This is a genomic window from Paenibacillus peoriae KCTC 3763 (genome assembly GCF_000236805.1).
Lineage (GTDB): Bacteria > Bacillota > Bacilli > Paenibacillales > Paenibacillaceae > Paenibacillus > Paenibacillus peoriae.
Genome location: NZ_AGFX01000009.1, coordinates 102,049 through 125,750 on the forward strand (window position 1 = coordinate 102,049; position 23,702 = coordinate 125,750).

The following is a 23,702-nucleotide window of genomic DNA, read 5'->3' on the forward strand; positions in this document are numbered from 1 at the left end:
GTTCTCCGGATAACCCAAAATCAAAAATGCTTTTACACTGTTCCTGTAAATACCAATCAACAAGCGAAAGGGGAAGATCGGTTTTGACAAAAAAGAAATTTTGGGTTCTCTTTCTGGTCGCGGTATTTCTGTTGTCTGTAATATCCGCTTGTTCCAACGGCAAAAGCAACAATAAAGCCGTGGGCGAGACAGGCAACAACCCAGAAGAAAGCAACAAGCAGGACAAGGTCACCTTTACGATCTATAATGGCGTAGCCGGATCCAAGGATGGCAATACAAACGAGACCACCCTCGGAAAAATACTGGAAGATCAAACGGGGGTCAATTTCAAACTGGAGTTTCTGGTCGGCGACCTGAACACGAAAATTGGTACGATGATCGCCGCGAACGAGTATCCGGACGTGCTGATTCCGGATGCGACGATGGGAAGCGTTTTGAACGCGGGCGTATTCATCCCGCTTGACGATTTGATCGAGGAGCACGGTCCGAATATCAAACGGGTATTCGGACCATATTTTAACCAACTGAGAGCTGAAGATGGCAAACTTTATTTCCTTCCGATCACCGTGCAGGTCGGCGACTTCGTTCCGGCCCCAGAGCCCGGAGCTGCATTTTGGATTCAACGCCGCGTCTTGGCCGAGGCCGGCTATCCGAAAGTCAAAACGTTGGATCAATATATAGAACTGATCAGAAATTATGTAAAAAAACACAAGGATGAAAATTTGACAGGCATGATCACCCTCACGCATGACTGGAGATTTTTTGCGACTTCCAATCCGCCGATGCACCTCATGGGTTACCCGAACGACGGCGAAGTCATCGTTGATCCGGAAACGTTTGAAGCCAGGACGTACGCGGCTTCCGACGCGACGAAAAGATGGCTGAAGACGCTGAACGAGTTAAATACGGAAGATCTGTTCGACAAGGCTTCTTTTGTGGACAATTACGACCAATATATCTCCAAATTAATCTCTCATAAAGTGCTTGGCTTTTTTGATTACAAATGGCAGGTGGGAAATGCGCTCAATGTCCTGAAGGACGCGGCGCGCAAGGACCCTGCCCAGGACGCTTACAACTACTTCCCGCTTCCCGTTACCTTTGATGAGAACACGCCGGATGCGTATGTCGACGCCGAAGGCGGATTGGCAACGAACCGCGGCATCGGCATTACGGTCAGCGCGAAAGACCCGGTAAGAATCATCCAATATTTCGACAATATGCTGACGGAAGAAAACCAAACCCTATTGTCTTGGGGCATCGAAGGCAAAACCTATGAAGTCAACGAACAAGGCCGCTTTTACCGGACACAGGAACAGATCAACATGATCGACGAAGCTTTTAACGAGAAGTTCGGCTTTAAATATTACAATTGGAACTGGCCGACGTACAACGCCAATTCCACGCTCGCGAACGGGAATGCCCGGGGCGTGGCTTTTCAGCCCGAAGTTTTCCAGATGAGTCTGACGCAAGCCGATAAGGCCATTTTGGACAAATACGGCGTGCAAACTTACAGTCAAATGTTCGCGACGCCGAAGTTTCGCCCTTGGCATCCTGCCTGGGGATTCGCCAAGGAACTAAATTCGCCGCAACAGCTGTGGGAAACGGCCAAGGATGAACTGACGAAGAAATACTTCCCAAAACTCGTGCTTGCAACGCCGGATAAGTTTGAATCGGTGTGGAAGGAATACTTGAACGAATTCGGCAAGCTCGACACGGCCGACTATGAAAAGTGGACGACGGAGCAAGCGCGGGAGAAAGTCAAAATCGTTACCGGCGGTAAATAATCGATAGACAGTTTTTAACGGGAGGAGAGAATAGTATGGAGACCGATTCGGTGCTGCCACGACCCGGACGAGAGACATACAAAAAAACCGAAAGGGATAGGGCCGTTTTTCAAAAAAATGGGTGCAACAGTGCGCCTTTGCCATGATGACCATCCTTTTTTCATTTGGCTCATCATTTTCAAATATGTTCCTTTATAGGGCTGGACAATTGCTGACTACGCTCGCATTGCTTCTCAATGAACTCCGGAACGTAGCGAGGATATATACTCCGCCCGGATATTCAGGAAACCAAATGTATAACGTATTGTATCTTTTGCATGGCATAGGCGGGATGAAAACGAATGGCTCAACCACGGGCAGCCCCATGTCATCCTTGATAATCTTTATACGGATAACAAGCTCGCACCCATGATCAGCGTTTTGCCCAACGGTCGCGCCATGCCAGACGAACGGCTGGTAGGAGTCATCTTCGCCCCCGAGAAAATCCGGACGTTCGAGAGGTTCGAATTTGATCTGCTCTACGATTATAAGGATACGAATGTCATTTTTGTCGCCTCTTTAAATAAAGAAAAGAAATATTTGGGGGAAAGCTCAGCTTTCTCGGCCCATGCTTCCAACTGGAAAGGAAGATGGGTTTTTTTGCATTTCCGGCAAAAGCGCGTTTATAGTCTCGAACTGATTTGCGCTTCGAGACAGGATGGACGCAAAAATTTTCCCCGATATAATTTAATATTTTAAAAGAAAGTTCAATAAAATCAGAAAAAATTCTATTAAATTTTATAGCCAATCCATTTATAGTGAAATTATAAAAATGCAATTTATTTCTATTATATGATTTTTAAGGAGGGTGATCGGACGTGAAAGTTTGTTCGAAGATTTGATCTCTGGTTTGATTCCATTTAGAGGCTAAACGAAAGGAGACGTGAAAGTGATTGGAAAGAAATCTTGTTTGGTTTCGATAACGCTTACATTAATGATGATTTTCATGGCCCCCGAATTGCATGCTGCGCAGGACCAAAACACTTTTGAGAATCCGATTATATGGGGGGATGTGCCCGATCCCGATGTAATCAGAGTTGGAAACACTTTCTATATGACGAGTACAACGATGCACATGAACCCGGGTGTTCCGATCATGAAGTCCCATGATCTCGTCAATTGGGAAATTGTGAACTATGTTTACGATACATTGGGGGATTTGGACACACAAGCTTTAAGGAATGGTCAAAATGAGTATGGCAAAGGCTCGTGGGCCAGCAGTCTTCGGTATCATAACGGCACCTATTATGTAGTTTTTTCATCCAGCATCGCGGGGAAGACTTTCATCTACCGGACGCAAGATATTGAAAACGGTCCGTGGACAAGCTCCACAATCGGTTTTTACCATGACATGTCACTCTTGTTTGATGACGATGGGAGAGTGTATCTCGTTCATGGGAGTGGAGATATTCGCATTACTGAGCTTACTTCGGGTGCCACCGCCGTCAAACCGGGCGGGTTAAATCAGGTCATTATTCCCAACGCCAGTTCGATAGCGGGTCCTAACGTAGGACTCCCGGCAGAGGGGGCGCATATTCAAAAAATCAACGGCAAGTATTACGTTTTCCTGATCACCTGGCCGCAGGGAGCCGGCCGCACCCAATTGGTATTTAGAGCGGATCGTATTACGGGTCCTTATGAAGGTCGGGTCGCTTTGGACTATGAGGGCATCGCCCAAGGAGGGATCGTGGATACGCCTGACGGTAAGTGGTACGGGTTGCTGTTCCAGGATCATGGCTCCGTAGGACGCATCCCCTTTATTGTTCCGGTTACCTGGCAAAACAGCTGGCCGATATTCGGCGTGAATGGCCAGGTCCCCACGCAGATGCAAAAGCCGGTCACCGGCGTGAATTCGAATGAATGGTTTGTGGCCTCCGATGAATTCAATCAATCCCGGCTTCCGCTGGTATGGCAATGGAACCACAATCCCGACAACAATCTTTGGTCTCTTAAGGCGCGTTCCGGATATCTGAGACTGACGACCGGAAGAACCAGTACAAGTATTTTGGATGCTCATAACTCGCTGACTCAAAGAACCTTTGGCCCGGAAAGCTCCGGACGGATCGCGATAGACGTAAGCCGCATGAAAAACGGCGATTATGCGGGGCTTGCGGCGCTTCAGAAGAGCTACGGGTTCATTGGCGTCAAAATGTCCGGCAATTCCAAATCGATCGTGATGGTCAACGGCAGCGGGACAACGCCGCTGGAAGTGGCCAGCGTGCCGCTTGCACAGAACGATGTGTATTTAAAGGTGGAAATGGATTTCAAAAACAAAACCGATAAAGCCTATTTTTATTACAGTCTGGACGGAAACCGATGGACAGCGATCGGCAACAGGCTGCAGATGAGCTACACGATACCACATTTCATGGGTTATCGATTTGCCATCTTTAATTATGCGACTCAATCGGTCGGCGGATACGTGGATGTCGATTATTTCCGAATCGAAAACCGGATAACGGGAACGGAAAGTTCCGGAAAAGCCCATGTGCAAAGCGGCTCGGTAAATAAACTGCAGAATACCCACAGCGGTAAGATGAGCGGTATCGATGGTATGTCCATGGGCAATGGCGGGTAGGCCGTGTAATGAGACGATAGCGGCACGGCGGATCATAACTGGACATTGGAATTTCTCGGATAAGTTTCCGGTTCACAACCTGTCGTTATCTTATGCTCCACGTTCAGTCATAAGATCTCCAAAATCCAATACTGGGAGGCAATTTTATGTATCCGGTAAAGTCAAAACTTTTGCATGTATTGACCGCTTTGGTCATGGTGGTATCTCTGATGGTGTTTTCCTCGCCGCAAATAGCGAGTGCGGGGCTTGCGTCAGGCTCCAAGTTTTTAGGCAACATTATCGCTGGCTCTGTTCCCTCCAATTTTGCTGCTTATTGGAACCAAGTCACACCTGAGAACTCTACAAAATGGGGTTCCGTCGAAGGTGTACGCGGTTCCATGAACTGGTCGCAAGCGGATATGGCCTATAACTATGCCAAGGCTAAAGGCTTCCCGTTCAAATTTCATACGCTCGTATGGGGAAACCAAGAGCCGGGGTGGATTTCCGGGCTATCGGCTCCGAATCAAAAGGCTGAGGTTATCGAATGGATTAAAGCGGCCGGTCAAAAATACCGCAACACGGAATTCGTTGATGTCGTGAACGAACCGCTGCACGCCAAGCCTTCTTACCGGAATGCGATCGGCGGTGACGGCTCTACGGGATGGGATTGGGTCATCTGGTCGTTCGAGCAAGCTAGACAGGCGTTCCCGAATTCCAAACTATTGATTAACGAATACGGCATTATCAGCGATCCAAATGCGGCACGGCAATACGTTCAGATTATAAACTTGTTAAAGGCCAGAGGTTTGATTGACGGCATCGGCATTCAATGTCACCATTTTAATATGAATACCGTTTCCGTAAGCACGATGAACAGCGTTCTCAACACGCTGGCCGCTACCGGGCTGCCAATTTACGTCTCGGAGTTGGATATAACGGGCGACGACGCGACTCAATTGCAAAGATACCAACAAAAATTTCCGGTCCTATGGGAACACCCGAACGTAAAAGGCATCACGCTCTGGGGGTATATTCAAGGACAAACATGGGTGGATGGCTCTCATCTTATCACCAGTTCGGGCGCCGAACGTCCGGCCATGACATGGTTGAAGAGTTATCTTGCCGGGAGATGAACGCAGTTTCCGCTTGAAAACGGACGCGTGTATAAAATTCGGAATGCCCATAGCAACTTAGTGATCGGCATCGATGGCATGTCCACGGTCAATGGCAGGCAAGCCGTGCAATGGGACGAAAACGGTACGGCGGATTATAACTGGAGATTCACACTTGTTAGATAGCTCATACAAGGAGGGGAATGAAATGAAAAAAAGAAGTCGAATAAAAGCTTTATTAATGGTCTTTGTCATGCTGTGGGTGGGAGTGTTGAACGGTCAGGTTGTGCAGGCGGAAACAGCGGCGATCGCTAAAACTCCGGGCAACTCCAATCCATTAATGGATCACAAGTTGGGGGCCGATCCATCCGCGCTGGTCTATAACGGTAGAGTCTATATTTATATGTCAAGCGATGCTTATGAATATGACAGTAACGGAAAGATCAAGTCCAACTCGTTCAGCAATTTAAATAAAGTGCATCTAATCTCATCCGACGATATGGTGAACTGGACGGATCACGGGGCTATTCCGGTGGCCGGACCAAGCGGCATAGCCAAATGGGCGTCGGGTTCTTGGGCGCCGGCCGCAGCACACAAAAAAATTAATGGCCAGGATAAGTTCTTCCTTTATTTTGCCAATGGTGCTGGAGGGATCGGTGTACTCACGGCGGATAGTCCGATCGGACCGTGGGCGGATCCGCTAGGAAAAGCGCTGGTTTCCAGGAGTACCCCGGGAGTCAGCGGCGTTGTTTGGTTATTTGATCCGGCTGTTCTGGTAGATGATAACGGCTCCGGCTATTTATATTTTGGCGGGGGAATTCCTGGCGGTGATAATCCAACTCAAAATCAATGGGCAAATCCCAAGACGGCCCGCGCCATCAAATTAAGCAACGATATGATTCATACCGAAGGCAGTGCGCAATTGATTGACGCCCCTTTCTTTTTTGAAGATTCAGGGATTCACAAGTATAACGGAAAATACTATTATTCCTATTGCTCCAACTTTGGCGGAAATCATCCGGCGGGTAGTCCGCCTTCCGGTGAAATCGCCTATATGGTGAGCGACAACCCTATGGGACCGTTTACTTATGTGAAATCCATCTTGAGAAATCCGTCTGTGTTCTTCGGCGTCGGGGGCAATAATCACCACACCATTTTTCACTTTAATAATAAGTGGTATATTACCTACCATGCTCAAACCGTCAGTAAAGCCCTTTTAGGTGACGGAATGGGGTACCGTTCCCCTCATATCAATGAACTGACGTATAGCGGGAATGAAATCGTACCGGTTCAGGGCACAATGCGGGGTGTTTCGCAGATTAAGAACCTAAATCCGTATCAAAGAACCGAGGCGGAAACTATCGGGTGGAACGGCGGTATTCTGACGGAGGTTTCCCAAGCGCCTGGCGGTATGGTGTCAAGCGTAAATATGAATGTAACCGATATCCACAACGGGGACTGGGTTGCAGTGGGGAACGCCGATTTTAGAGCAACCGGCGCAACATCGTTCAAAGCTAACGTCGCGTCAACGGTGGGAGGACAGATCGAAATTCACCTCGACAGTCCAACAGGACAGGTGATCGGCACGCTTAATGTTTCTCCTACAGGGGGGAACCAGGTATGGAGATTACAAGAAACGAATGTTAATCGGGTGACAGGCGTTCATAATATCTACTTTATGTTTAAAGGCGCAAACGGCCAGCGTTTATTTAACTTCGACTACTGGCAATTTGCTACTTCTTCCAGCGGGGGAGACGCCGGTTGAAAACGGCCCCGTATAAAAGGTTCAGAACGTACACAGCAACATAGTGATCGGCATAAATGGCATGTCCACGGCCAATGCGGGCAGGCGGTTCAATAGGACGACAAAGGTACGGTGGACCATGAAGGGCAGCTCGCGCCTGTGGGCCTATGTAAGACACCATCATAGGGAAGGAGACCGTCGTGCTCGCAGGCGATGGCGACGGTAAGCTCTATCAGCTCATTCAAGAACTCAATCACAACCAGTATTCTGGGTTCATGCCTTTGGAGCCGCATTTAAAGGACGCCTGAAGGTTCGAGGGCTTTACGAATCTCCAATTTTTCGTTGAGGCCTCCACAGCGATTAAGCGATTGCTGGTGGAGGAAGCAATAAAGTGGAATTGACAGGCCGTATATTTATTCATGCGAGTGCGTCCTGATTTGCAATCCAAAAAAATTAGGGAGGAGCAGATTCATGATTTCACGGTTTAAGAAAGCTATTTGTGCAGGTTTGGCCCTTGTAATTGCATCGTCCTTCATGACGGCACCGGGCGATGTTGCCGCAGCCAGCGCCGCCGTCGTGGATGTATCGGCGGAAAAACAAGTGATTCGCGGTTTCGGAGGTATCAACCACCCGGCTTGGATCGGAGATTTAACGGCGGTACAAAGGGAAACCGCTTTCGGAAACGGAAATAACCAGTTAGGTTTCTCGATATTAAGAATCTATGTGCACGAAGACCGTAATCAGTGGTACCGGGAATTGGAAACGGCAAAACGAGCCATTGCCCTCGGAGCCGTCGTGTTTGCGTCTCCATGGAACCCGCCTACCGACATGGTCGAGACCTTCAACCACAACGGCGATACGTCGGCAAAACGGCTCCGTTACGACAAGTACGCCGCATATGCCCAGCACCTTAACGATTTCGTGACTTACATGAGGAATAATGGCGTGAATCTGTATGCGATTTCCGTCCAAAACGAACCCGATTATGCGCATAACTGGACGTGGTGGACTCCGCAGGAAATGCTTCGCTTCATGAAAGAAAACGCCGGTTCCATTGATGCCAGAGTGATCGCGCCGGAATCGTTCCAATATCTGAAAAATATGTCGGACCCGATATTGAACGATCCGCAGGCGCTTGCCAATATGGATATTCTTGGCGCACATCTATACGGTACCCAGATCGGCAATTTCGCTTATCCTCTATTCAAACAGAAAGGAGCGGGAAAAGATCTCTGGATGACGGAGGTATATTACCCGAACAGCGACAACAACTCGGCGGATCGCTGGCCCGAAGCCTTGGATGTGTCCTATCATATCCACAATGCGATGGTAGAGGGAGATTTTCAGGCTTATGTATGGTGGTATATCCGCAGATCATACGGTCCGATGAAAGAGGACGGCATGATCAGCAAACGCGGTTACAATATGGCTCATTTCTCCAAATTCGTCCGTCCCGGCTATGTCAGGGTGGATGCCACGAAAAATCCTGAAACGAACGTTTACGTATCTGCCTATAAAGGTGACAACAAAATCGTTATCGTTGCCATTAACAGAAGCGGCTCCGGGGTTAATCAGAACTTTGTTCTACGGAATGGATCGGTTTCAAGAGTATCCCGATGGATCACGAACAGCAGTAGCAATCTTCAACCCGGAACGGAGCTTACAGTGACGGGTGAGAATTTCTGGGCTCATCTCCCGGCCCAAAGCGTAACCACCTTCGTAGCTGATCTTGGCACAGCATCAGGTAAGGATGCTACTTATGAAGCTGAGACAGGCTCAACCTTACCTAACGCTGTCGTAGATAACCTACATTAGGGATATAATCGAACATTGCAATTGATTAGCATTTAACTGCCGAATCGCTGGACATGACCTATTTTCAGGTTTTGAGAAGAGTGATTCTTCCTTATTGTCGACGCTCACCGCTTGGAAATGCATTAATCGGCTTGGAATGTGAAGCGGTGAGGTTAAGCACGCAAGCCGGGGTTGCATGTTGATACGGGCCTCGGCTTGCGTGCTGTTTTTTCCGGTATGCCTGGATACAGGATCATTCTTTTCTTTCTAAAGGAAATCGTCAACTGCTGTTTGTAATCCTCATCAAGGGTCCTATTTCGTTTGGCGTATTTATTGATAGCTGGTTCATAACAGGCAACCAATGTGGCCTCTGCATCTTTGTCACCTTTCTGCGCTAAATGGAGCAGAGTAGAAATGCTATTCATGTTCATCCTCTTTTTATCGTCCAGATGTGAGATATGAGGTGATATATGGTTTCATTAGCGCCAACTTCCAATCTCATAAGTGTCCATCTCCTTTTTTTTATTAAATGGGGATTTAGAGGTCGAAAAAGGCAACCAACAATTAAAAAAACAGAAAATTGGAAATTACAAATTTATTTTCTCGTCTTTAAGCATAAATCAATGAATTTTATGTCAAAGTATGCTCAGCAATAACGAATTTTGTAGAGTACATTTGTTCAGAAAAAATCCAAAAAATCAAAAGCGGGCGCTGTCCAACACAGAAGAACGCCCGCTTTTAGAAATAACTTAACTCAACTTTTGGTACGACCAAACCTAGATAGTAAAGTATTTAGCGGGTGGAAAGTCTGCTTAGAAATGCTTAAGCTAAGCCACCAATAGCGAATCTCGGACGGTGACTTATAGCAAAAACCATTAAAATAGCAGCTTATACAAACTGGTCCTTATGAATGGATTCAGGGAATCAGTTCCATCCTTTCTCCCGGTTTCAACACTTTCCCTACCCCATCCTTTAGAAGCGAAACGAAGTAGTGAGGGTCTTGTTTGATAAAAGGGAACGTATTGAAATGGATCGGCACGACTTTTTTTGCTTGAAGCCATTCGGTTGCCAGTGCAGCATCCTCTGGTCCCATAGTATGATTGTCTCCGATCGGGAGGAATGCCAGATCGATGCTATTGAGTTCTCCAATTACCTTCATATCGTAAAATAAACCTGTGTCTCCCGCGTGGTAGATCGTTTTTTCCTCTGCTGTAAACAGAATACCTGTAGGCATTCCTGTATAGATGATTGTTTTGGTCTCCTGATTAACATGGCTTGAGCTATGAAAAGCCTGGGTTAATTTCACTTTTCCAAATTCAAATTGATAGGCTCCCCCAATGCTCATGGCATGGGTTCGCACACCGTTCCAACTGAGAACATTCGCCAGTTCGGCCGATGCAATGACCAGCGCGTTATTTCGTTTCGCAATTTCCACAGTATCTCCAACATGATCCCCGTGGCCATGGGTCAGTAGGATTACATCCGCCTGTACGTTGGCTGCATTCAAATCGGTGTTGGAGTTGCCCGTAATAAAAGGGTCAATAAAAATGGTTGTGCCATTGGTTTCAATTTTCACAACCGAATGTCCATGATAAGATACTTTCATTTTTCTTCCTCCTTTGGTCGAATTGGCGATGCCAGGTTAATTCGGATTAACATGACGTAACAAGCCACCGCCGCATATTTTCTATCCGCCATTAACCCTTCCCTCGATAGGCAACGTTTCTTCCACTATAGTTGCAAATAAAACTCTCATAACCCTATGAGAGTTTTATTTGCACGAATGTAATGAAGCATGCTCGAATCGCTATCGGAACATACTCTTAGAAATTCTTCGCAGCGTTGCGCGCTTTTTCGATGGCATCGGCTTTGATTTGGGAAGCGCGGTCTCCAGCCGTGGACAGCCCTTCCACAAACAGACTGTCGAAGTCTGTTACGCCGACAAAGTTCAAAACGGTTTTTAAATGCCGGCTTCCATTTTCACGTTCCGCCACAGGACCTTCCGAATAGATGCCGCCGCTAGCTTGGATGTGAAATGCTTTTTTGTTATGCAGCAGTCCAACAGGGCCGTTCTCTGTGTATTTGAACGTTTTGGCTCTGACGCAAAAGGAATCAATGTACGCCTTCAATACCGGAGGGTAAGAGAAGTTCCACATTGGTGTAACGAATACGTACTTGTCCGCAGCGACGAACTCTTCGAGCAAATGATTCAGTTGAATTACTTTTTCTTGCTGCGCGGCAGTCAATGGGTCAAACGATGCTTCCGTTTGAAGCTTGCCCCATGCCCCCAGTACATCTGCATCGATATGCGGAATGTTTCGTTGATACAGATCTACGTGCACAACTTCATCTTCCGGGTGGCTTTCTTGATAGGCTTGTACAAATTGCTCGCCAACGGAAAGGCTGTAAGATGCTTCTGGATTACCGGGATGTGCAGTGATATAAAGTACAGTCGACATAATTATATTTCCTCTCTTTCATATGAAGAATTACGAATTATACAATAAATGGGGCAATACCGTTGCCATAAGACCAGTTGTCTTTTGTGACTTCAATTAAATTGATGAAAACATCTTCTGTTCTAATGTCGCACTGCTGATGCAGTTGTTCAGCTAATGCCGCATAGAACTCTTTTTTTACTTCGGGCGATCTGCCAGCATTCAGGATGATTTGAACGATGAGAAATTCATCACTTCTTTCAATATCCAGACAGTTTGGATCAAAGCTGAAGTTCTCTCGGTTGTGTTCCTCAATAACCAGAAAACGATCATTTGCAGGCACGTGTAGTTTGCCCACGATCGTTTGGGAGACGACTTCTTTAATACGGGCTTTAGCTTCGCTCGAACGTCCTTCCAACGTGACGATACGCGTTAAAGGCATGTAGCTTACCTCCTCTTTTTGTTGATATGCTTTATTTTATCTGTTAAAATCCTGAACACGAATGTACATAAGTTCGTGTTTGTTCGTGTCAGAACTGCTCAAACTATTGAATCCAGGTGATCAGATGGAAGACGGGAAATTTTCGAAAGATTGGCCCCATGAATGGATTAAAAAAATTCGTTCCAGGCCCGCTAGACATAGCCTTTCCAAACGAATGCGGCAAGTTGACTTGGCAAGGCAAGTTGGCGTCGATCCACGAACCGTTCAACAGTGGGAGAGCGGAGATCGTCTTCCCAGCGTTGGCAGCCTCAAACGTTTGATTCAAGTTTTTTTGGAGGAAGGGCTCTTTTTGGAGGAGGCTCAGCGAAAAGAGGCTGAGGAGCTTTGGCTTGCAGTAAAACGTTTTTCAGAAGTGCGTTCTGCAACAAAACGCGAGTTTCCGGATTTTGATGTCACCTGGTTTGAAACCGTAGCTTCGTTTGAAGGTTCCAGGCAGGAAGGCCGGGTTGCCACGCAAGCCGTTTCACTTGCAACGCAAAGTCAGTTACCGAAGCCTCCTTCTCTCTTTGTAGGAAGAAGCCAATCCATGGCTGATCTGAAAGAACGGCTGAAAATCCATTCCCTTGTTTCAATCGTAGGTCCCGGGGGAATAGGAAAAACGTCTCTTGCTGTTCGAGTCGCTTCAACGCTTCCAGAAGAATACCCGGACGGTATTTGGATGTTCGAATTCAGCGCCGTGAAGGACCATCATTTTTTGGGCCAGTTTCTTTTATCCACGATGGGACTGCAAAATCAAGTGAATCGAACGGATCTCCAAACCATATTGGATGTTGTGTCCGACAAGAAAATGATGTTTATTTTCGACAACTGCGAACACGTCATTGATGCATGCGCGGATTTAGCTGACTCACTCCTGATGGCTGCGCCAGCACTAAGCATCCTGGTCACGAGCCGGGAATCCTTGAACATCTCTGGGGAATACATCTATCGGCTTCCTCCGTTATCCTTTCCAGGGGACGGGTATTCGCTGGACGAACTCCCCGAAGAAGAAATCAAGGAATTTGAAGCCGTGCAACTGTTTATGGAACGTGCGCGTTTGGCGGCTCCCAAGCTTCAGCCCACGCTGCCAAACTTGAAGCTTGTCGGTGTCATTTGCAGAAAACTTGAAGGAATTCCGTTAGCCATCGAGCTTGCGGCTTCCAGAATGAGCATGTTGACATTGGAACAAATGGAAGAGCGTCTGGCGAGTCGGCTGACATTGTTGACTTCGGGAAAACGAAATGCTGTGCCGCGGCAAAAAACGCTGAAATCTACAATCGATTGGAGCTACGATCTACTAACCGGCAAGGAGCAGCTGCTCCTGAGGAGGCTCAGTGTATTTTCGGGAGGATTTACGTTGGAGGCGGTGGAATGGATCTGTAGCTGCAAACCCGCATTGCCCATCCGTGATGATAAACTTGCCCTGGAAGGCATGCTTGATCTGTTGTCCGGACTGGTCAACAAGTCACTCGTCTCAATCGAAATCAGTGATGACTACCGCTACATCCGTTATTTCATGCTGGAAGCCATTAGGGAATATGCTGGCGAGAAGATGCGGGAAGAAACGGACGATCGTAGCAGACATGTTCTTCTTGAACGTCATGCTCAATATTACAGCCAAATTTTGAATCGCGCGGAGGCCAAGTTCAGGACTCGCGAGCGTGATGCCTGCCTTGACGGAGTGAGACGGGAATATGCTAACCTGCGCTCAGCCATGCAATGGTCTTATCAAAACGCACATGCCAACTCGATCGGACTTCATATGGTTTCGAACCTTTACTGGTTCTGGCTTCATGAAGGCAGATTAAAGGAGGGGTTGTTTTGGCTTAATTGTTTTTTGGAGAGCACCGTTCATGAAGAACTGCCTGGTGGAGATTTTGCCAAAGCATTGCATGGGCGGGGCGTCATTCAATTCGTCCAAGGAAACGTTGAAGATGCCATGCTTTCAGCTGCACGCAGCATTGATCTAGCCCGTGATCTGAATGATTCTGCACTATTAGCCTCTTCTCCTCGTCTCATGGCATTTCTTTACATCAACCAGCTGCATTCGGAAGAAGCCGAGCCTCTCGTTCAGGAGAGCGTTGACATTGCCAGGAAAACAAAGGACATGTGGAATTTGGCGGCTTCGTTGCATGCTTACGGAAAGCTAAAGCTGGAACAAAAAGAGTATCATGACGCATCCATGCTTCTAAAAGAGAGTGTGCATTTCTTCGAATTGGTTCAGGATAAATGGGAAGTATCCGGTCCGTACGAAAGTCTCGGTTATGCTGCCCTGAAACTTGGACAGATCGATCAATCCATTGAATGCTTCAAAAAAAGCATTGCAATCAGCCAAATTTACAAAGGGACATGGATTCTCTCTCGTGGAATAGAAGGGTTGGCTATAGCGTTATGGGCCAAGAAGGCTTATCCAGAAGCGGTCATTCTTCTGAGTGCTGCTGAGAAATGTCGCGAAAGCTTCGGAGGTGCTGTTGTTCCGAATTTTCCCTTGGAGCATAACTTAGTGCTTCTTGATCTTCAACAGGTTTTAAATGAACAGGAAATGCGTGATATTTGGAACAAAGGAAAGAGTCTAACGAAAGACCAAATTCTCGCATATTCGCTAGAAACCCAGGCGTAGATACCGATGACCGATGGGACCAAGTTCATAACCTGAGTTGAGTAGAAGAACTTGATACTCCATTTTTAATAGGAAATGTTGTATTTCTCACGACGGCGCATATCAAAATGTAATGCTTTAACCTGCTCAGCTAATTCAGGTACAATTCTATAATAAACAAATGTTCACAAATAAAGTTATAGAACAGCGTTTTTTGGTGGAGAGGATTGTGGTTCTGGTTTTCTGCGCCGAAGATTGCTGAATGCAATACCACTCAAAATGATGAGAACGCCGATCCACTGAACCCACCCCACATGTTCTCCCAACACAAGTGAGGACATAATGACGGCCATGGGTAGTTCAGAAGCAGTCATAATGGTCCCCATTCCCGAACCAACATGTGGCATACCTATCGAATACAAGAGGGGAGGTAGCACCACTCCGAACACACCAAGAACCAACCCATAGGGACTTAATTCAGTCAGTACATCAAGATTCATTAAAAATGTTGGAGGAAAAGCTACAAAAACAGTGATAACAGCCCCAGTCGAAAGAAGCGAACTTTTTAATATAGGCGGGGTATCCTTCTCAACAGATCCACTCAGAAAAACGAATAAAGCAAAGGTTATAGCTGCTAGTAGACCCCAAATTATTCCTTGCCATGATAGTGAGATATCGCCCTGAGACAAAATGTTTGCGGCTAAAATTGAGCCAAAGAGTAGGATTACAATGGATAAAAGTTTTCCACCGGTCGGCTTTCTTTTTTGGAAAACCCATTCATAGAGTGCTCCGATCCAAACAAATTGGAACAACAAAACGATGGCTAACGAGGCATTTAGAGTTTGTAAGGATTTGTAATACAACATACCTGTTAATCCAAATGGAATTCCGGACATCAGGATCTTCATGACTTGTTTAAAAGCTAGTCTTTTCTTTTTGGTAAACATAACGAATATCCAGCTTAGTACAGCGCCAAAGAAATACTGTGCACCTGTCACCTCGGGTGCCGAAAAACCTGCGCTATAAGCCAGTTTAACAAATGTGGAAAGTATCCCGTAACAACACCCACCTAAGAAAATAATTAGTGCATAATGCCATAACTTCATTAATAATCCTCCTTTTTTGAATACAAAAAAACCACACAAATGTCTGTACAAAACATTTGTGTGGCGAAAAAAGAGATATCACTCTTGAAAAATCCACATCCGTATAGAGGTTTTAGTATTCAATTCATTTCGGTATCAGTATAAAAGCAATGGTTCATCATTGTCAATAACCTGAAATCAAAAAAATGTGGATGCATTCATGTAGATTTGCTCCGTACAGATATATTTAACCGAAAATAATGCTTGCAATTTCAAAAAAAAGTGTTTTATTATTGTCCGCGAAGGTAGCTTATACATCAATGGATTGTCACTGTTCAATCAGGCAATACCGTTTCTGGCCAGAAAGACGTATTTTCAGCTAACTTTCACAGCATCTAAGGTATGGTATACAAATTGGGACATACCAATTGTTAAAAGCAACTGGAGACTGTCGTCGCTTTATCGTGAGATTGAACCAAGCACCACAAAAGACGTCATTAACGAAAAAGAATCATTGATCAAATTACATGTATAAAATTGAGGAGGCACAGGAAATGTTTAATAGAATTACTCAATTTCCAGACAATTTTCTGTGGGGAGGAGCAACAGCAGCCAATCAGATTGAAGGAGCTTATTTGGCTGATGGTAAGGGGCTTACAACCATCGATTTAATGCCAAAGGGGCCTAGACGGAATCAGGTTGCACTTGGAAATTTAGATTCATTTGTACCCGAGGAAGGCGAGTTTTACCCTTCCCATGAAGCCATCGATTTTTACCATCGCTACAAAGAAGATATTGCACTTTTTGCTGAAATGGGTTTCAAATCATTCAGAATGTCAATTTCATGGGCGCGAATATTTCCTAATGGTGATGATCTCACTCCGAATGAACATGGATTGCAATTTTACGATGATGTATTTGATGAACTCCTGAAATATAATATTGAACCCGTTGTAACGATTTGCCACTTTGATTTGCCCGTAAACTTGGCAAAAACATATGGTGGCTGGAAAAATCGAATCATGATTGAACTATTCGAAAGGTATTCAAAAACGCTATTTGAACGTTATAAAAATAAAGTAAAGTACTGGATGACATTTAATGAAATTAACATGCTATTACACCTACCTTATACAGGGGCCGGTATTATTTTTGAAGAAGATGAAAACAGGCAGCAAGTATTGTATCAAGCAGCACATCATGAGCTCGTTGCAAGTGCACTTGCAGTGAAAGCCTGTCATGAGATCATTCCTAATGCCTTGATAGGATGTATGTTGGCAGCCGGAAATGTTTATCCGTACAGCAGTAATCCGGAAGATTACTGGGAAGTAATGAAAATGGAGCATGAATCGTATTTCCTAATTGATGTGCAGTCTAAAGGAGAGTATCCAGGTTATGCCAAACGTTTCTTCATTGAGAACGATATCCGTCTGAAATTGGAACCTCAAGATTTAGAAGTACTCAAGAAGTATACTGTGGATTACATTGGCTTTAGCTATTATTCGAGTCGTTGCACAAGTGCTGATCCTGAGATTTTAAAGAATTTCACGGACGGCAATGTATTTGGTTCTGTCATTAATCCTTTCTTGGAGACTTCTGAATGGGGCTGGACCATCGATCCCAAGGGGATGCGTATTACTTGTAATCAGATATATGAAAGGTACAACAAACCATTATTTATCGTCGAGAACGGACTTGGTGCACAAGATGTTCTCTTGGACAATGATATTGTTGAAGACGATTATCGTATTGAGTACCTGGATAGTCATTTTGCCGAAATTGCCGAAGCGATAAAAGATGGAGTTGAGATCATAGGGTATACAAGTTGGGGGCCAATCGATCTTGTAAGTAATGGGACCGGTGAAATGAAAAAACGATATGGATTTATTTATGTTGACAAAAATAATGACGGTTCCGGTTCGCTCAGAAGGATCAGAAAGAAAAGTTTTTATTGGTACAAAGAAATCATTGCTGATAATGGAGCAAAATACTTTCAGAAATAATCATTAACCATTAGAGGCAAAGTTGCTACAAAATTCAGCGCTGTTTCATTGAAAAAGGTAGTATCCCCTTTAAGGGAACAAGGTTAAAAGCCCATTGTCTCTTTAAAGGGGATTTTTCAAAGACGGAATAAGCAGGACAAAGAGAATTTGATGCAAAGTTTTATACCACTAACTTATTTAATTGCTTCGACATCTCATCCGGTGTAAGAGGTGATTTACTCTTTAACCACCATTCAATTACACCTACGATTGCATTACCAATAAATTGTACTTTTATTTCTTTATCCTCTTTTTCATTAAAATTCCAGCTTGCTCCTTCTATAAATATCTTTAAAAAATTCTCTCTAAAGTTCTGACTACCCCTTTTTTCTAACATTGTAGAATAAAATGAGTAATTACTATGGAAGTACTCAAATGATCGATAATAATGATTCTTTTGTGTCAAATTCATTTTCGCTATCTTTTTTAAAGACACAGGACTCTTGCAGGTTTCGCAGATGATCGTCTATTGCTTTATCGAGTAAATCATATTTATCTGTATAGTGGAGATATATTGTGCCTCGATTCACATTAGCTATGTAAGAAATTTCATTAATTGTAATTTGTTCGAAGTTCTTTTCTGCTAGCAATTCAATAAATGCTATTGATTGCTTCTCTAGTTTTTAGTATTCTTCGATCATTTTTTTTCATTAATATCTGCCTTTTAATTAACATTTTTCTATAAATCGTTCAATAATCATCAAAATAGCGTTTTTTAATGATTGTATCATTACATAATTACATATATATTATTAGACGATTGATGATTAATCATCAATTATCAAAAACAGGAGTTGAAATTATGCCAACGCAAGCTGAAATGAAAGCAGTGGTACAAAAATATATTGATGGTCTTAATAATCATGATGCTGAAGCATTAGCTTCACTTTATGCAGACAATGCAAGGATTGAAGATCCTGTTGGATCAGAAAGTATAGTAGAGGGGAAAGATGCAATTTATAATATGTATAAAGTTGCTGCAACTATTCTTGAAAAGGCTGAATTAGATGCACCTATTAGAGCTTCTCATGGTAATTCTGCAGCAATGGCTTTTACTTTTTATTTAAACATAAATGGGGTTAAATCAAAAACTCGTGCTATTGATGTTATGACATTTGATGAATCCTGTAAAATTATAGATATGAAAGCATACTGGGGTTCTGAAGATAGCGCTGAAGTTTAATAAGTAGATATTAGCTTTAAATAGAACAATTGTGGACGCTGTAACAATGGATTTTTCACAGTGCTGTTGAGGGATGAACGAAAAAAAGATGACCCCTCAACGAATTCAGAGGTCATCTGCTTGCTGGTTAAGCTCGGGGCGGTTTGTTATAAACCATCCACAATCCGGGAAATGCATCTACTATTCTAAAAGATCTTCGATATTCAAAGTAATACCGTTATAGGTAGCATAACCATAACTTTTGGGCTTGCCATCTACATCTGTATCAAACAACAGCCTAGCAGGCATAGATCCTGTCATTGAGGAGAAAGTTGCCCTAAATTTCATTTCACCCTGTTTTTTACCAGTCAATTGAACATCAGCTTCATAACGGCTTTCACCAGCAAAATTAGTGTTTGTCTTCTCAAATCCATTGTAGAAATTCACGCCATCATCACTAAAGTTTGCGTACTGAACTTCCGACTGAGCTGAGGAATCTGAGGAAGCATTTCTTTTATAATAGAGGTAACCAGAACTTTTTCCAGCAATTTTCCCATCTACATTCCCATATACAGAGTCCAGCACAGTCAAGTCTTTAATGCCGTACGGAATATTATCCGTGGTTTGTTTAATCGGTACCGTTTTTTTAGGCTTATAATCAAGCAATCTTGCTTTCTGGATCCGCATTTGTGAACCGCTGCTGCCTCTATACACCTCCAGCCACATCGCACGTTTACCATCAGGATGCCAGGACATAGGGGAGCAATAAACCCAATTCTCATCACTAGTGAGCTGTACTCCTTTATATCCTTCCTGGTGCATAGAACGGTTAACGTCTATCAAAGCTGGACCAATGTTTCCCTCTCTGAAATTGCGCACCCCGGTAACTGCATAAGTATAGAGTAACCCGATCATATCCGTAGTATATATACCGTAGGGCCTAGGCATGAGTCCAAAAATGGCAGGATCGGTATGCTCCGAGAATCTTGTAGTCATTACCATTCCCAATCGTTCATCAGGGGAAAAGATCGTTGTTTCATTATATCCGGGAGTATAAGTGACCTGGGTAACACTTTCAGAATTTAAATCCTGTACAACGGAATCAGGTGTACTGTAATACATTCCCGCAACAATGGATATTGCATTGCCTCCCTTGACAAACTGCTTGACTTCTCCTCCCCGTAAAGGATTGGGAATAAGAAAACCTGGGTTATTCGGGTCGTTTTCAAGGGAATGTATTGTGCTGATTAGCTGCACGTTTTCAAGAACATAGTTATCCGGTTTACGTTTCAAGACACCGATCGCTGCCGCGGCACCAATATCTGAGCGGAGCATTGTCCAACTCATATGCTTATTGTCAGGTGCTATGATGATTTCCGACCAATGCATGGTCGTGCGTTCATCGTCTACTAAGACTGACGGAAATTCTACAGGAACTATATTTGTTCTTTTACATTTATCGATGTTAGGCGCACATTCAAGTACGTAATCTCCCAGTAACACCCGCTTATTATCTTGAAATGGCATAATTCGGATACCATTTGACTTTGGTTTTGTCGGTATAATTCCAGAGTAGATGACCTTGAATTTCGTTCCGTTATCGTTGAGAACAGCCATGTTCCAAAAATCGGCCGTATGGATATCGTTCTCTGTTTTATAAATAATAAGTACTTTCCCTGAGTAAGTGTAAGTACTGCTCTCCAGTTTTTTCACATCATCGGGTAATGGAATACTGCTGATGACTACTCTTCCAATTCCATTGCTTCTGGCTTCTGGACTGTTATTGTCTGAAGTTATATCGGAAGCTGCTAAAGTCGGTACTCCCATCGACAATAATAAACAAAGTACCATGAAGACTGAAATGAATTTTTTTTTCATCAAAGTGCCTCCAAATGAACAGTATTTTGTTGCCGCTTACCACATTCAGCAAAAAAATCCTTTCCCAATTCTCTACCAAAAGTATTTAGTAGACCAGTACCCGTTCACCTCCCCTGCAAAGCTAATATTCCGATAACACTAGCTGCAAAACAAATAATGTATCTGCTCTCATATTTTATATCACATTGCATTGTTTACATTGGATAATGTTTGATCAACATTTTCATTTTTAAGTTTTAACACGGTCATTTTAATGTTCATAGATGTGGTTGATATAAATGGAAGTTGCAGGTGTACAATGGAAATAAGGACGCTTAGCAGAGGAAGGGGTGAAGATGGAACATAATAAATGACTCCACAGAGCAGCGATGAAGTTAAGAAACATGAGGCTTCAAAATAAACTGCTATAGTCAATCAGCCTGATGTCTGTTTAAATGTAAAATTAGCAATAATTTATCACAGCATGGGTGGCACAAATTATCAACTAGCAAAATGGGCTGAAGAAGGGACGAAAGAAACTTGTGCTGAAGTAAAAGTATTAAAAGTACCTGAGCTTACACCGCAATCAGCAATTGAGGGAAATCCTATTTGGAAAGCTCATGCTGAGGCTACTGGGGTTGTACCAGTTTCCTTGATACAACTGGCGGTCTTTGGTTCCAAGGCAAACTGGCAAATAAAGTGGTAAGTGCCATGACTTCAGCACAAAATGCTCACGGTGGACAAGAGGCAACTATTTTATCACTTTATACAACGATGTATCATTGGGGAGAGATTGTAGCAACCCCTGGTTATACAGACCCAGTTACATTTGGCGCTGGCGGTAACCCGTATGGAACAAGTGTAACTGTTGGTCAAGATGGTAAAATGATTGAAGATGTGCAAGCAGCTGTAAAACATCAAGCTAAATCAAAGGGGGTGTCCCGAACAGCCATTTCATGGCTGTTGGGACACCCCCTAATTTCTGTAGATAATAACTTGAATGGAATCGGGACTTGCCTGCTGCGGCAATATTTGGACTCAAGTGAGAAAACGGCCAACTGCAAGAGCTGGCAGGGGAGCAAATAGTTTTGAAAAGAGTAGGGTCATTTCATTTTAAGCAATACCATTTAGGCTTTTTTCAATACTCTCCAATGCTTGTTGTAAAAGGGATCTAGGGCAAGCAAAGTTGATTCTTTGGAACAACTCTCCTCCAGCGCCAAAGATAAAACCATCGTCCAATGCAACTTTTGCTTTTTTCTGCATCAATTGCTGTAGTTCAAGATCAGAAAGTCCAAGATTGCTAAAGTCAAGCCATGCCAAATAGGTTGCTTCTGGTTTGATCAATTTTACCTTGGGCATGCGTTCTTTTACGAAGCGATCTATAAAGTCAAGATTCTCCGCAAGGTACGTAAGAAGTTGCTCAAGCCACTCTTCACCCTCATTATATGCAGCGATTTGGGCCACAGATGCAAAAGAGCCTGGATCAATATCGATTGTAGTTAGTTTGTGATTAAGTTCATTTCTAATTCGTTCATTTGGGATAATGATATTTGATACCTGTAAACCTGCCAGATTAAATGTTTTTGATGGAGATGTACACACTATAGAATTCATTCTGAATTCTTCGGAAATTTTCCCAAATGGGGTATGGTGATTAGGATGAAAGATCAAGTCAGAGTGAATTTCATCAGAAACGATCAGCACATTATTTTTAATACAAATCTCACCTAATTGTTTCAATTCTGCTTCTGTCCATACCCGTCCCACAGGATTGTGTGGGCTGCATAAGAACATTAATTTAGTTCTGCTGTCCTTTGCGATTCTTTCTAATTCAGCAAAATTGATTGTATATTCACCTTTGTCATAGATCAACGGATTGTTCGCTATATGGCATTCATTACTTGTAATAATGTTTAGAAACGGGTAATAAACCGGGCTTTGAATAATTACTTTATCCCCTTTATTGCAGAACGTCTTAACAATAAAGTTCAGTGCGGGAATGATACCAGGTGTGAATAAAATCCACTCCTTTTCAATATCCCATCCATTTCTCTTTTTTTGCCAGTTAACGGCAGATTCCAAAAATTCTTCACTTTTATGACCATAACCATAAATACCGTGTTCAGCTCTGCTAATTAAGGCATCAATAATAGGCTGGGCTGCCTTAAAATCCATATCGGCAATCCACATTGGAATGCTGTTTTCTTCGTTGAATTTCTCTTTAAGATGCTTCTTTGACCATTTAATCGAATCTGTTCTTTTTCTGTCGATGATTTCATCAAAATTGTATATTGTCATGTTATTCCTCTCTCACCAGTGAGTATTTGAACAAAAATAGTATAGCACCTAAACTATTTTTATTCAATATCTGTCTATATTTGCGGATCAAATACTGGATTGCTATGTTCGAGGAGAAACTAACAGTTCTGAATACCGCTGCATTACGTTGTAAAAAGCATTTATTTCTTCGGAAGTGAAACTCTCGTGTAAAATTTTGTCGGCCCACATGAGTTCCTTAATATCGTATAATTTGTGGGCTCTGCTCAACGCTGCTCCTTTCTCTGTGACGTAAAGGTTCAGGTTTTTAGCATTTCCATTTTCTTTCTCTCGAATAATGAATCCGCGCTGCTCCAGTTTTATCACAATTTGCGAAGCAGCCCCCTTTGTGCGGTTCCATTCTAATGCAAGCTTACCGGCAGTTATTCCTGGATTTTCTTCAATCATCGTCAGTGTATGCACTTCGACCATATTAATATGGTCGCCAGTACCGTAATCACGAGTAGCTTTAATATAATCGCTATATGTCATAACAAACTTGTATATGATACTTGCCTTGGCATCTAATTCGTGATATTTGTCATCTCTTTCTTCCAATTCCATAGCGTACATTCTACCTTTCAATCGTAATTTATCAAATGTATCGTACCATATACATATAGTTACGTCATAGTTGAGTTCCAGTCATTGTCCTAACACTTAAATGCTAATTATATTGGAGCCGGATCAGA

At 43.7% G+C, this 23,702-nt stretch carries 20 protein-coding genes and 1 pseudogene; 11 read left to right on the plus strand and 10 right to left on the minus strand.

Going from position 1 to position 23,702, the window contains the following annotated elements; translation table 11 throughout:
- Positions 1-26: 26 nt before the first annotated feature.
- The 7 genes from KQI_RS0101520 to xynC all read left to right on the plus strand — a co-directional run bounded on the left by KQI_RS0101520 (position 27) and on the right by xynC (position 9,051).
- On the plus strand, positions 27-1,784 hold the full coding sequence (locus tag KQI_RS0101520; RefSeq protein ID WP_241763841.1) for a type 2 periplasmic-binding domain-containing protein: 1,758 nt from the start codon (positions 27-29) through the stop codon (positions 1,782-1,784).
- Between the two features lie 408 nt (positions 1,785-2,192).
- Entirely contained in the window at positions 2,193-2,522 is a 330-nt protein-coding gene (locus tag KQI_RS28940; RefSeq protein WP_010344919.1) for a hypothetical protein, read from the plus strand.
- 190 nt (positions 2,523-2,712) lie between these two features.
- Positions 2,713-4,401: a glycoside hydrolase family 43 protein gene (locus tag KQI_RS0101535; protein ID WP_010344920.1), complete on the plus strand. Its 1,689-nt coding sequence runs from the start codon at positions 2,713-2,715 to the stop codon at positions 4,399-4,401.
- 194 nt (positions 4,402-4,595) lie between these two features.
- On the plus strand, positions 4,596-5,513 hold the full coding sequence (locus tag KQI_RS0101540) for an endo-1,4-beta-xylanase (RefSeq protein ID WP_411830970.1): 918 nt from the start codon (positions 4,596-4,598) through the stop codon (positions 5,511-5,513).
- Positions 5,514-5,540: 27 nt separating this feature from the next.
- Entirely contained in the window at positions 5,541-5,678 is a 138-nt protein-coding gene (locus KQI_RS29720) for an RICIN domain-containing protein (RefSeq protein WP_080572103.1), read from the plus strand.
- Positions 5,679-5,733: 55 nt separating this feature from the next.
- On the plus strand, positions 5,734-7,257 hold the full coding sequence (locus tag KQI_RS0101545; protein WP_411830971.1) for a glycoside hydrolase family 43 protein: 1,524 nt from the start codon (positions 5,734-5,736) through the stop codon (positions 7,255-7,257).
- Between the two features lie 450 nt (positions 7,258-7,707).
- The gene (gene xynC / locus KQI_RS26575) at positions 7,708-9,051 is read left to right on the plus strand and encodes a glucuronoarabinoxylan endo-1,4-beta-xylanase XynC (protein ID WP_010344924.1); all 1,344 of its coding nucleotides are present in this window, start codon (positions 7,708-7,710) and stop codon (positions 9,049-9,051) included.
- A 152-nt stretch (positions 9,052-9,203) separates the two neighbouring features.
- Here the strand turns inward: xynC and KQI_RS27595 are convergent, their stop codons facing one another.
- The 4 genes from KQI_RS27595 to KQI_RS0101580 form a co-directional block, all read right to left on the minus strand.
- Positions 9,204-9,455, minus strand: coding sequence for a helix-turn-helix domain-containing protein (locus KQI_RS27595; RefSeq protein WP_010344925.1), 252 nt, complete (start codon positions 9,453-9,455; stop codon positions 9,204-9,206).
- Positions 9,456-9,946: 491 nt separating this feature from the next.
- Entirely contained in the window at positions 9,947-10,636 is a 690-nt protein-coding gene (locus KQI_RS0101570; protein WP_010344926.1) for a metal-dependent hydrolase, read from the minus strand.
- A gap of 217 nt (positions 10,637-10,853) precedes the next feature.
- Positions 10,854-11,489 (minus strand): FMN-dependent NADH-azoreductase, encoded by a 636-nt coding sequence (locus tag KQI_RS0101575; protein WP_010344927.1) that lies wholly within the window; start codon positions 11,487-11,489, stop codon positions 10,854-10,856.
- A gap of 37 nt (positions 11,490-11,526) precedes the next feature.
- Entirely contained in the window at positions 11,527-11,910 is a 384-nt protein-coding gene (locus KQI_RS0101580) for a tautomerase family protein (RefSeq protein WP_010344928.1), read from the minus strand.
- A 124-nt stretch (positions 11,911-12,034) separates the two neighbouring features.
- Between KQI_RS0101580 and KQI_RS0101585 the strand changes: the two genes are divergently transcribed.
- Entirely contained in the window at positions 12,035-14,569 is a 2,535-nt protein-coding gene (locus KQI_RS0101585) for a helix-turn-helix domain-containing protein (protein ID WP_010344929.1), read from the plus strand.
- Positions 14,570-14,745: 176 nt separating this feature from the next.
- Here KQI_RS0101585 and KQI_RS0101590 read toward each other — a convergent pair whose 3' ends face one another.
- Entirely contained in the window at positions 14,746-15,654 is a 909-nt protein-coding gene (locus KQI_RS0101590; RefSeq protein WP_010344931.1) for an EamA family transporter, read from the minus strand.
- Positions 15,655-16,187: 533 nt separating this feature from the next.
- Between KQI_RS0101590 and KQI_RS0101595 the strand changes: the two genes are divergently transcribed.
- Positions 16,188-17,636, plus strand: a complete 1,449-nt coding sequence (locus KQI_RS0101595) for a 6-phospho-beta-glucosidase (protein ID WP_010344932.1) — start codon at positions 16,188-16,190, stop codon at positions 17,634-17,636.
- A gap of 160 nt (positions 17,637-17,796) precedes the next feature.
- Here the strand turns inward: KQI_RS0101595 and KQI_RS29105 are convergent, their stop codons facing one another.
- Together KQI_RS29105 and KQI_RS29725 are read right to left on the minus strand one after the other, a co-directional pair.
- Entirely contained in the window at positions 17,797-18,087 is a 291-nt protein-coding gene (locus KQI_RS29105; protein WP_010344933.1) for a TetR-like C-terminal domain-containing protein, read from the minus strand.
- On the minus strand, positions 18,047-18,265 hold the full coding sequence (locus KQI_RS29725) for a TetR/AcrR family transcriptional regulator (protein ID WP_411830968.1): 219 nt from the start codon (positions 18,263-18,265) through the stop codon (positions 18,047-18,049). Before KQI_RS29725 ends, KQI_RS29105 begins: the two co-directional genes overlap by 41 nt.
- 212 nt (positions 18,266-18,477) lie before the next feature.
- On the opposite strand from KQI_RS29725, the gene KQI_RS0101605 reads away from it, so the two are divergent.
- Positions 18,478-18,858 carry a nuclear transport factor 2 family protein gene (locus KQI_RS0101605; RefSeq protein WP_010344935.1) on the plus strand — a complete coding sequence of 127 codons (381 nt, stop codon included), beginning with the start codon at positions 18,478-18,480 and terminating at the stop codon, positions 18,856-18,858.
- 180 nt (positions 18,859-19,038) lie between these two features.
- Here KQI_RS0101605 and KQI_RS0101610 read toward each other — a convergent pair whose 3' ends face one another.
- Positions 19,039-20,715 carry a hypothetical protein gene (locus KQI_RS0101610; RefSeq protein ID WP_010344936.1) on the minus strand — a complete coding sequence of 559 codons (1,677 nt, stop codon included), beginning with the start codon at positions 20,713-20,715 and terminating at the stop codon, positions 19,039-19,041.
- Positions 20,716-21,178: 463 nt separating this feature from the next.
- On the opposite strand from KQI_RS0101610, the pseudogene KQI_RS26590 reads away from it, so the two are divergent.
- Positions 21,179-21,621: pseudogene (locus KQI_RS26590) on the plus strand (NADPH-dependent FMN reductase family protein); the annotation flags it as partial.
- Between the two features lie 186 nt (positions 21,622-21,807).
- On the opposite strand, the gene KQI_RS0101620 reads toward KQI_RS26590, so the two are convergent.
- Both KQI_RS0101620 and KQI_RS0101625 read right to left on the minus strand, forming a co-directional pair.
- Positions 21,808-22,992 (minus strand): MalY/PatB family protein, encoded by a 1,185-nt coding sequence (locus KQI_RS0101620; protein ID WP_010344937.1) that lies wholly within the window; start codon positions 22,990-22,992, stop codon positions 21,808-21,810.
- A gap of 102 nt (positions 22,993-23,094) precedes the next feature.
- Complete coding sequence (locus KQI_RS0101625; RefSeq protein WP_010344938.1) at positions 23,095-23,574, minus strand: MarR family transcriptional regulator; 480 nt, start codon at positions 23,572-23,574, stop codon at positions 23,095-23,097.
- Positions 23,575-23,702 lie beyond the last annotated feature (128 nt).

What these genes read in the sequence shown, in the direction of transcription:
- KQI_RS29105 (WP_010344933.1), bottom strand. Translation starts at nt 18,087, where the DNA reads ATGAATTTGACACAAAAGAATCATTATTATCGATCATTTGAGTACTTC.
- KQI_RS0101625 (WP_010344938.1), bottom strand. Translation starts at nt 23,574, where the DNA reads ATGGAATTGGAAGAAAGAGATGACAAATATCACGAATTAGATGCCAAG.
- KQI_RS0101620 (WP_010344937.1), bottom strand. Translation starts at nt 22,992, where the DNA reads ATGACAATATACAATTTTGATGAAATCATCGACAGAAAAAGAACAGAT.
- KQI_RS0101585 (WP_010344929.1), top strand. Translation starts at nt 12,035, where the DNA reads ATGGAAGACGGGAAATTTTCGAAAGATTGGCCCCATGAATGGATTAAA.
- KQI_RS0101540 (WP_411830970.1), top strand. Translation starts at nt 4,596, where the DNA reads ATGGTGGTATCTCTGATGGTGTTTTCCTCGCCGCAAATAGCGAGTGCG.
- KQI_RS0101590 (WP_010344931.1), bottom strand. Translation starts at nt 15,654, where the DNA reads ATGAAGTTATGGCATTATGCACTAATTATTTTCTTAGGTGGGTGTTGT.
- KQI_RS0101545 (WP_411830971.1), top strand. Translation starts at nt 5,734, where the DNA reads ATGGTCTTTGTCATGCTGTGGGTGGGAGTGTTGAACGGTCAGGTTGTG.
- KQI_RS0101605 (WP_010344935.1), top strand. Translation starts at nt 18,478, where the DNA reads ATGCCAACGCAAGCTGAAATGAAAGCAGTGGTACAAAAATATATTGAT.
- xynC (WP_010344924.1), top strand. Translation starts at nt 7,708, where the DNA reads ATGATTTCACGGTTTAAGAAAGCTATTTGTGCAGGTTTGGCCCTTGTA.
- KQI_RS0101595 (WP_010344932.1), top strand. Translation starts at nt 16,188, where the DNA reads ATGTTTAATAGAATTACTCAATTTCCAGACAATTTTCTGTGGGGAGGA.
- KQI_RS0101575 (WP_010344927.1), bottom strand. Translation starts at nt 11,489, where the DNA reads ATGTCGACTGTACTTTATATCACTGCACATCCCGGTAATCCAGAAGCA.
- KQI_RS27595 (WP_010344925.1), bottom strand. Translation starts at nt 9,455, where the DNA reads ATGAATAGCATTTCTACTCTGCTCCATTTAGCGCAGAAAGGTGACAAA.
- KQI_RS0101610 (WP_010344936.1), bottom strand. Translation starts at nt 20,715, where the DNA reads ATGAAAAAAAAATTCATTTCAGTCTTCATGGTACTTTGTTTATTATTG.
- KQI_RS0101520 (WP_241763841.1), top strand. Translation starts at nt 27, where the DNA reads ATGCTTTTACACTGTTCCTGTAAATACCAATCAACAAGCGAAAGGGGA.
- KQI_RS28940 (WP_010344919.1), top strand. Translation starts at nt 2,193, where the DNA reads ATGATCAGCGTTTTGCCCAACGGTCGCGCCATGCCAGACGAACGGCTG.
- KQI_RS0101570 (WP_010344926.1), bottom strand. Translation starts at nt 10,636, where the DNA reads ATGAAAGTATCTTATCATGGACATTCGGTTGTGAAAATTGAAACCAAT.
- KQI_RS0101580 (WP_010344928.1), bottom strand. Translation starts at nt 11,910, where the DNA reads ATGCCTTTAACGCGTATCGTCACGTTGGAAGGACGTTCGAGCGAAGCT.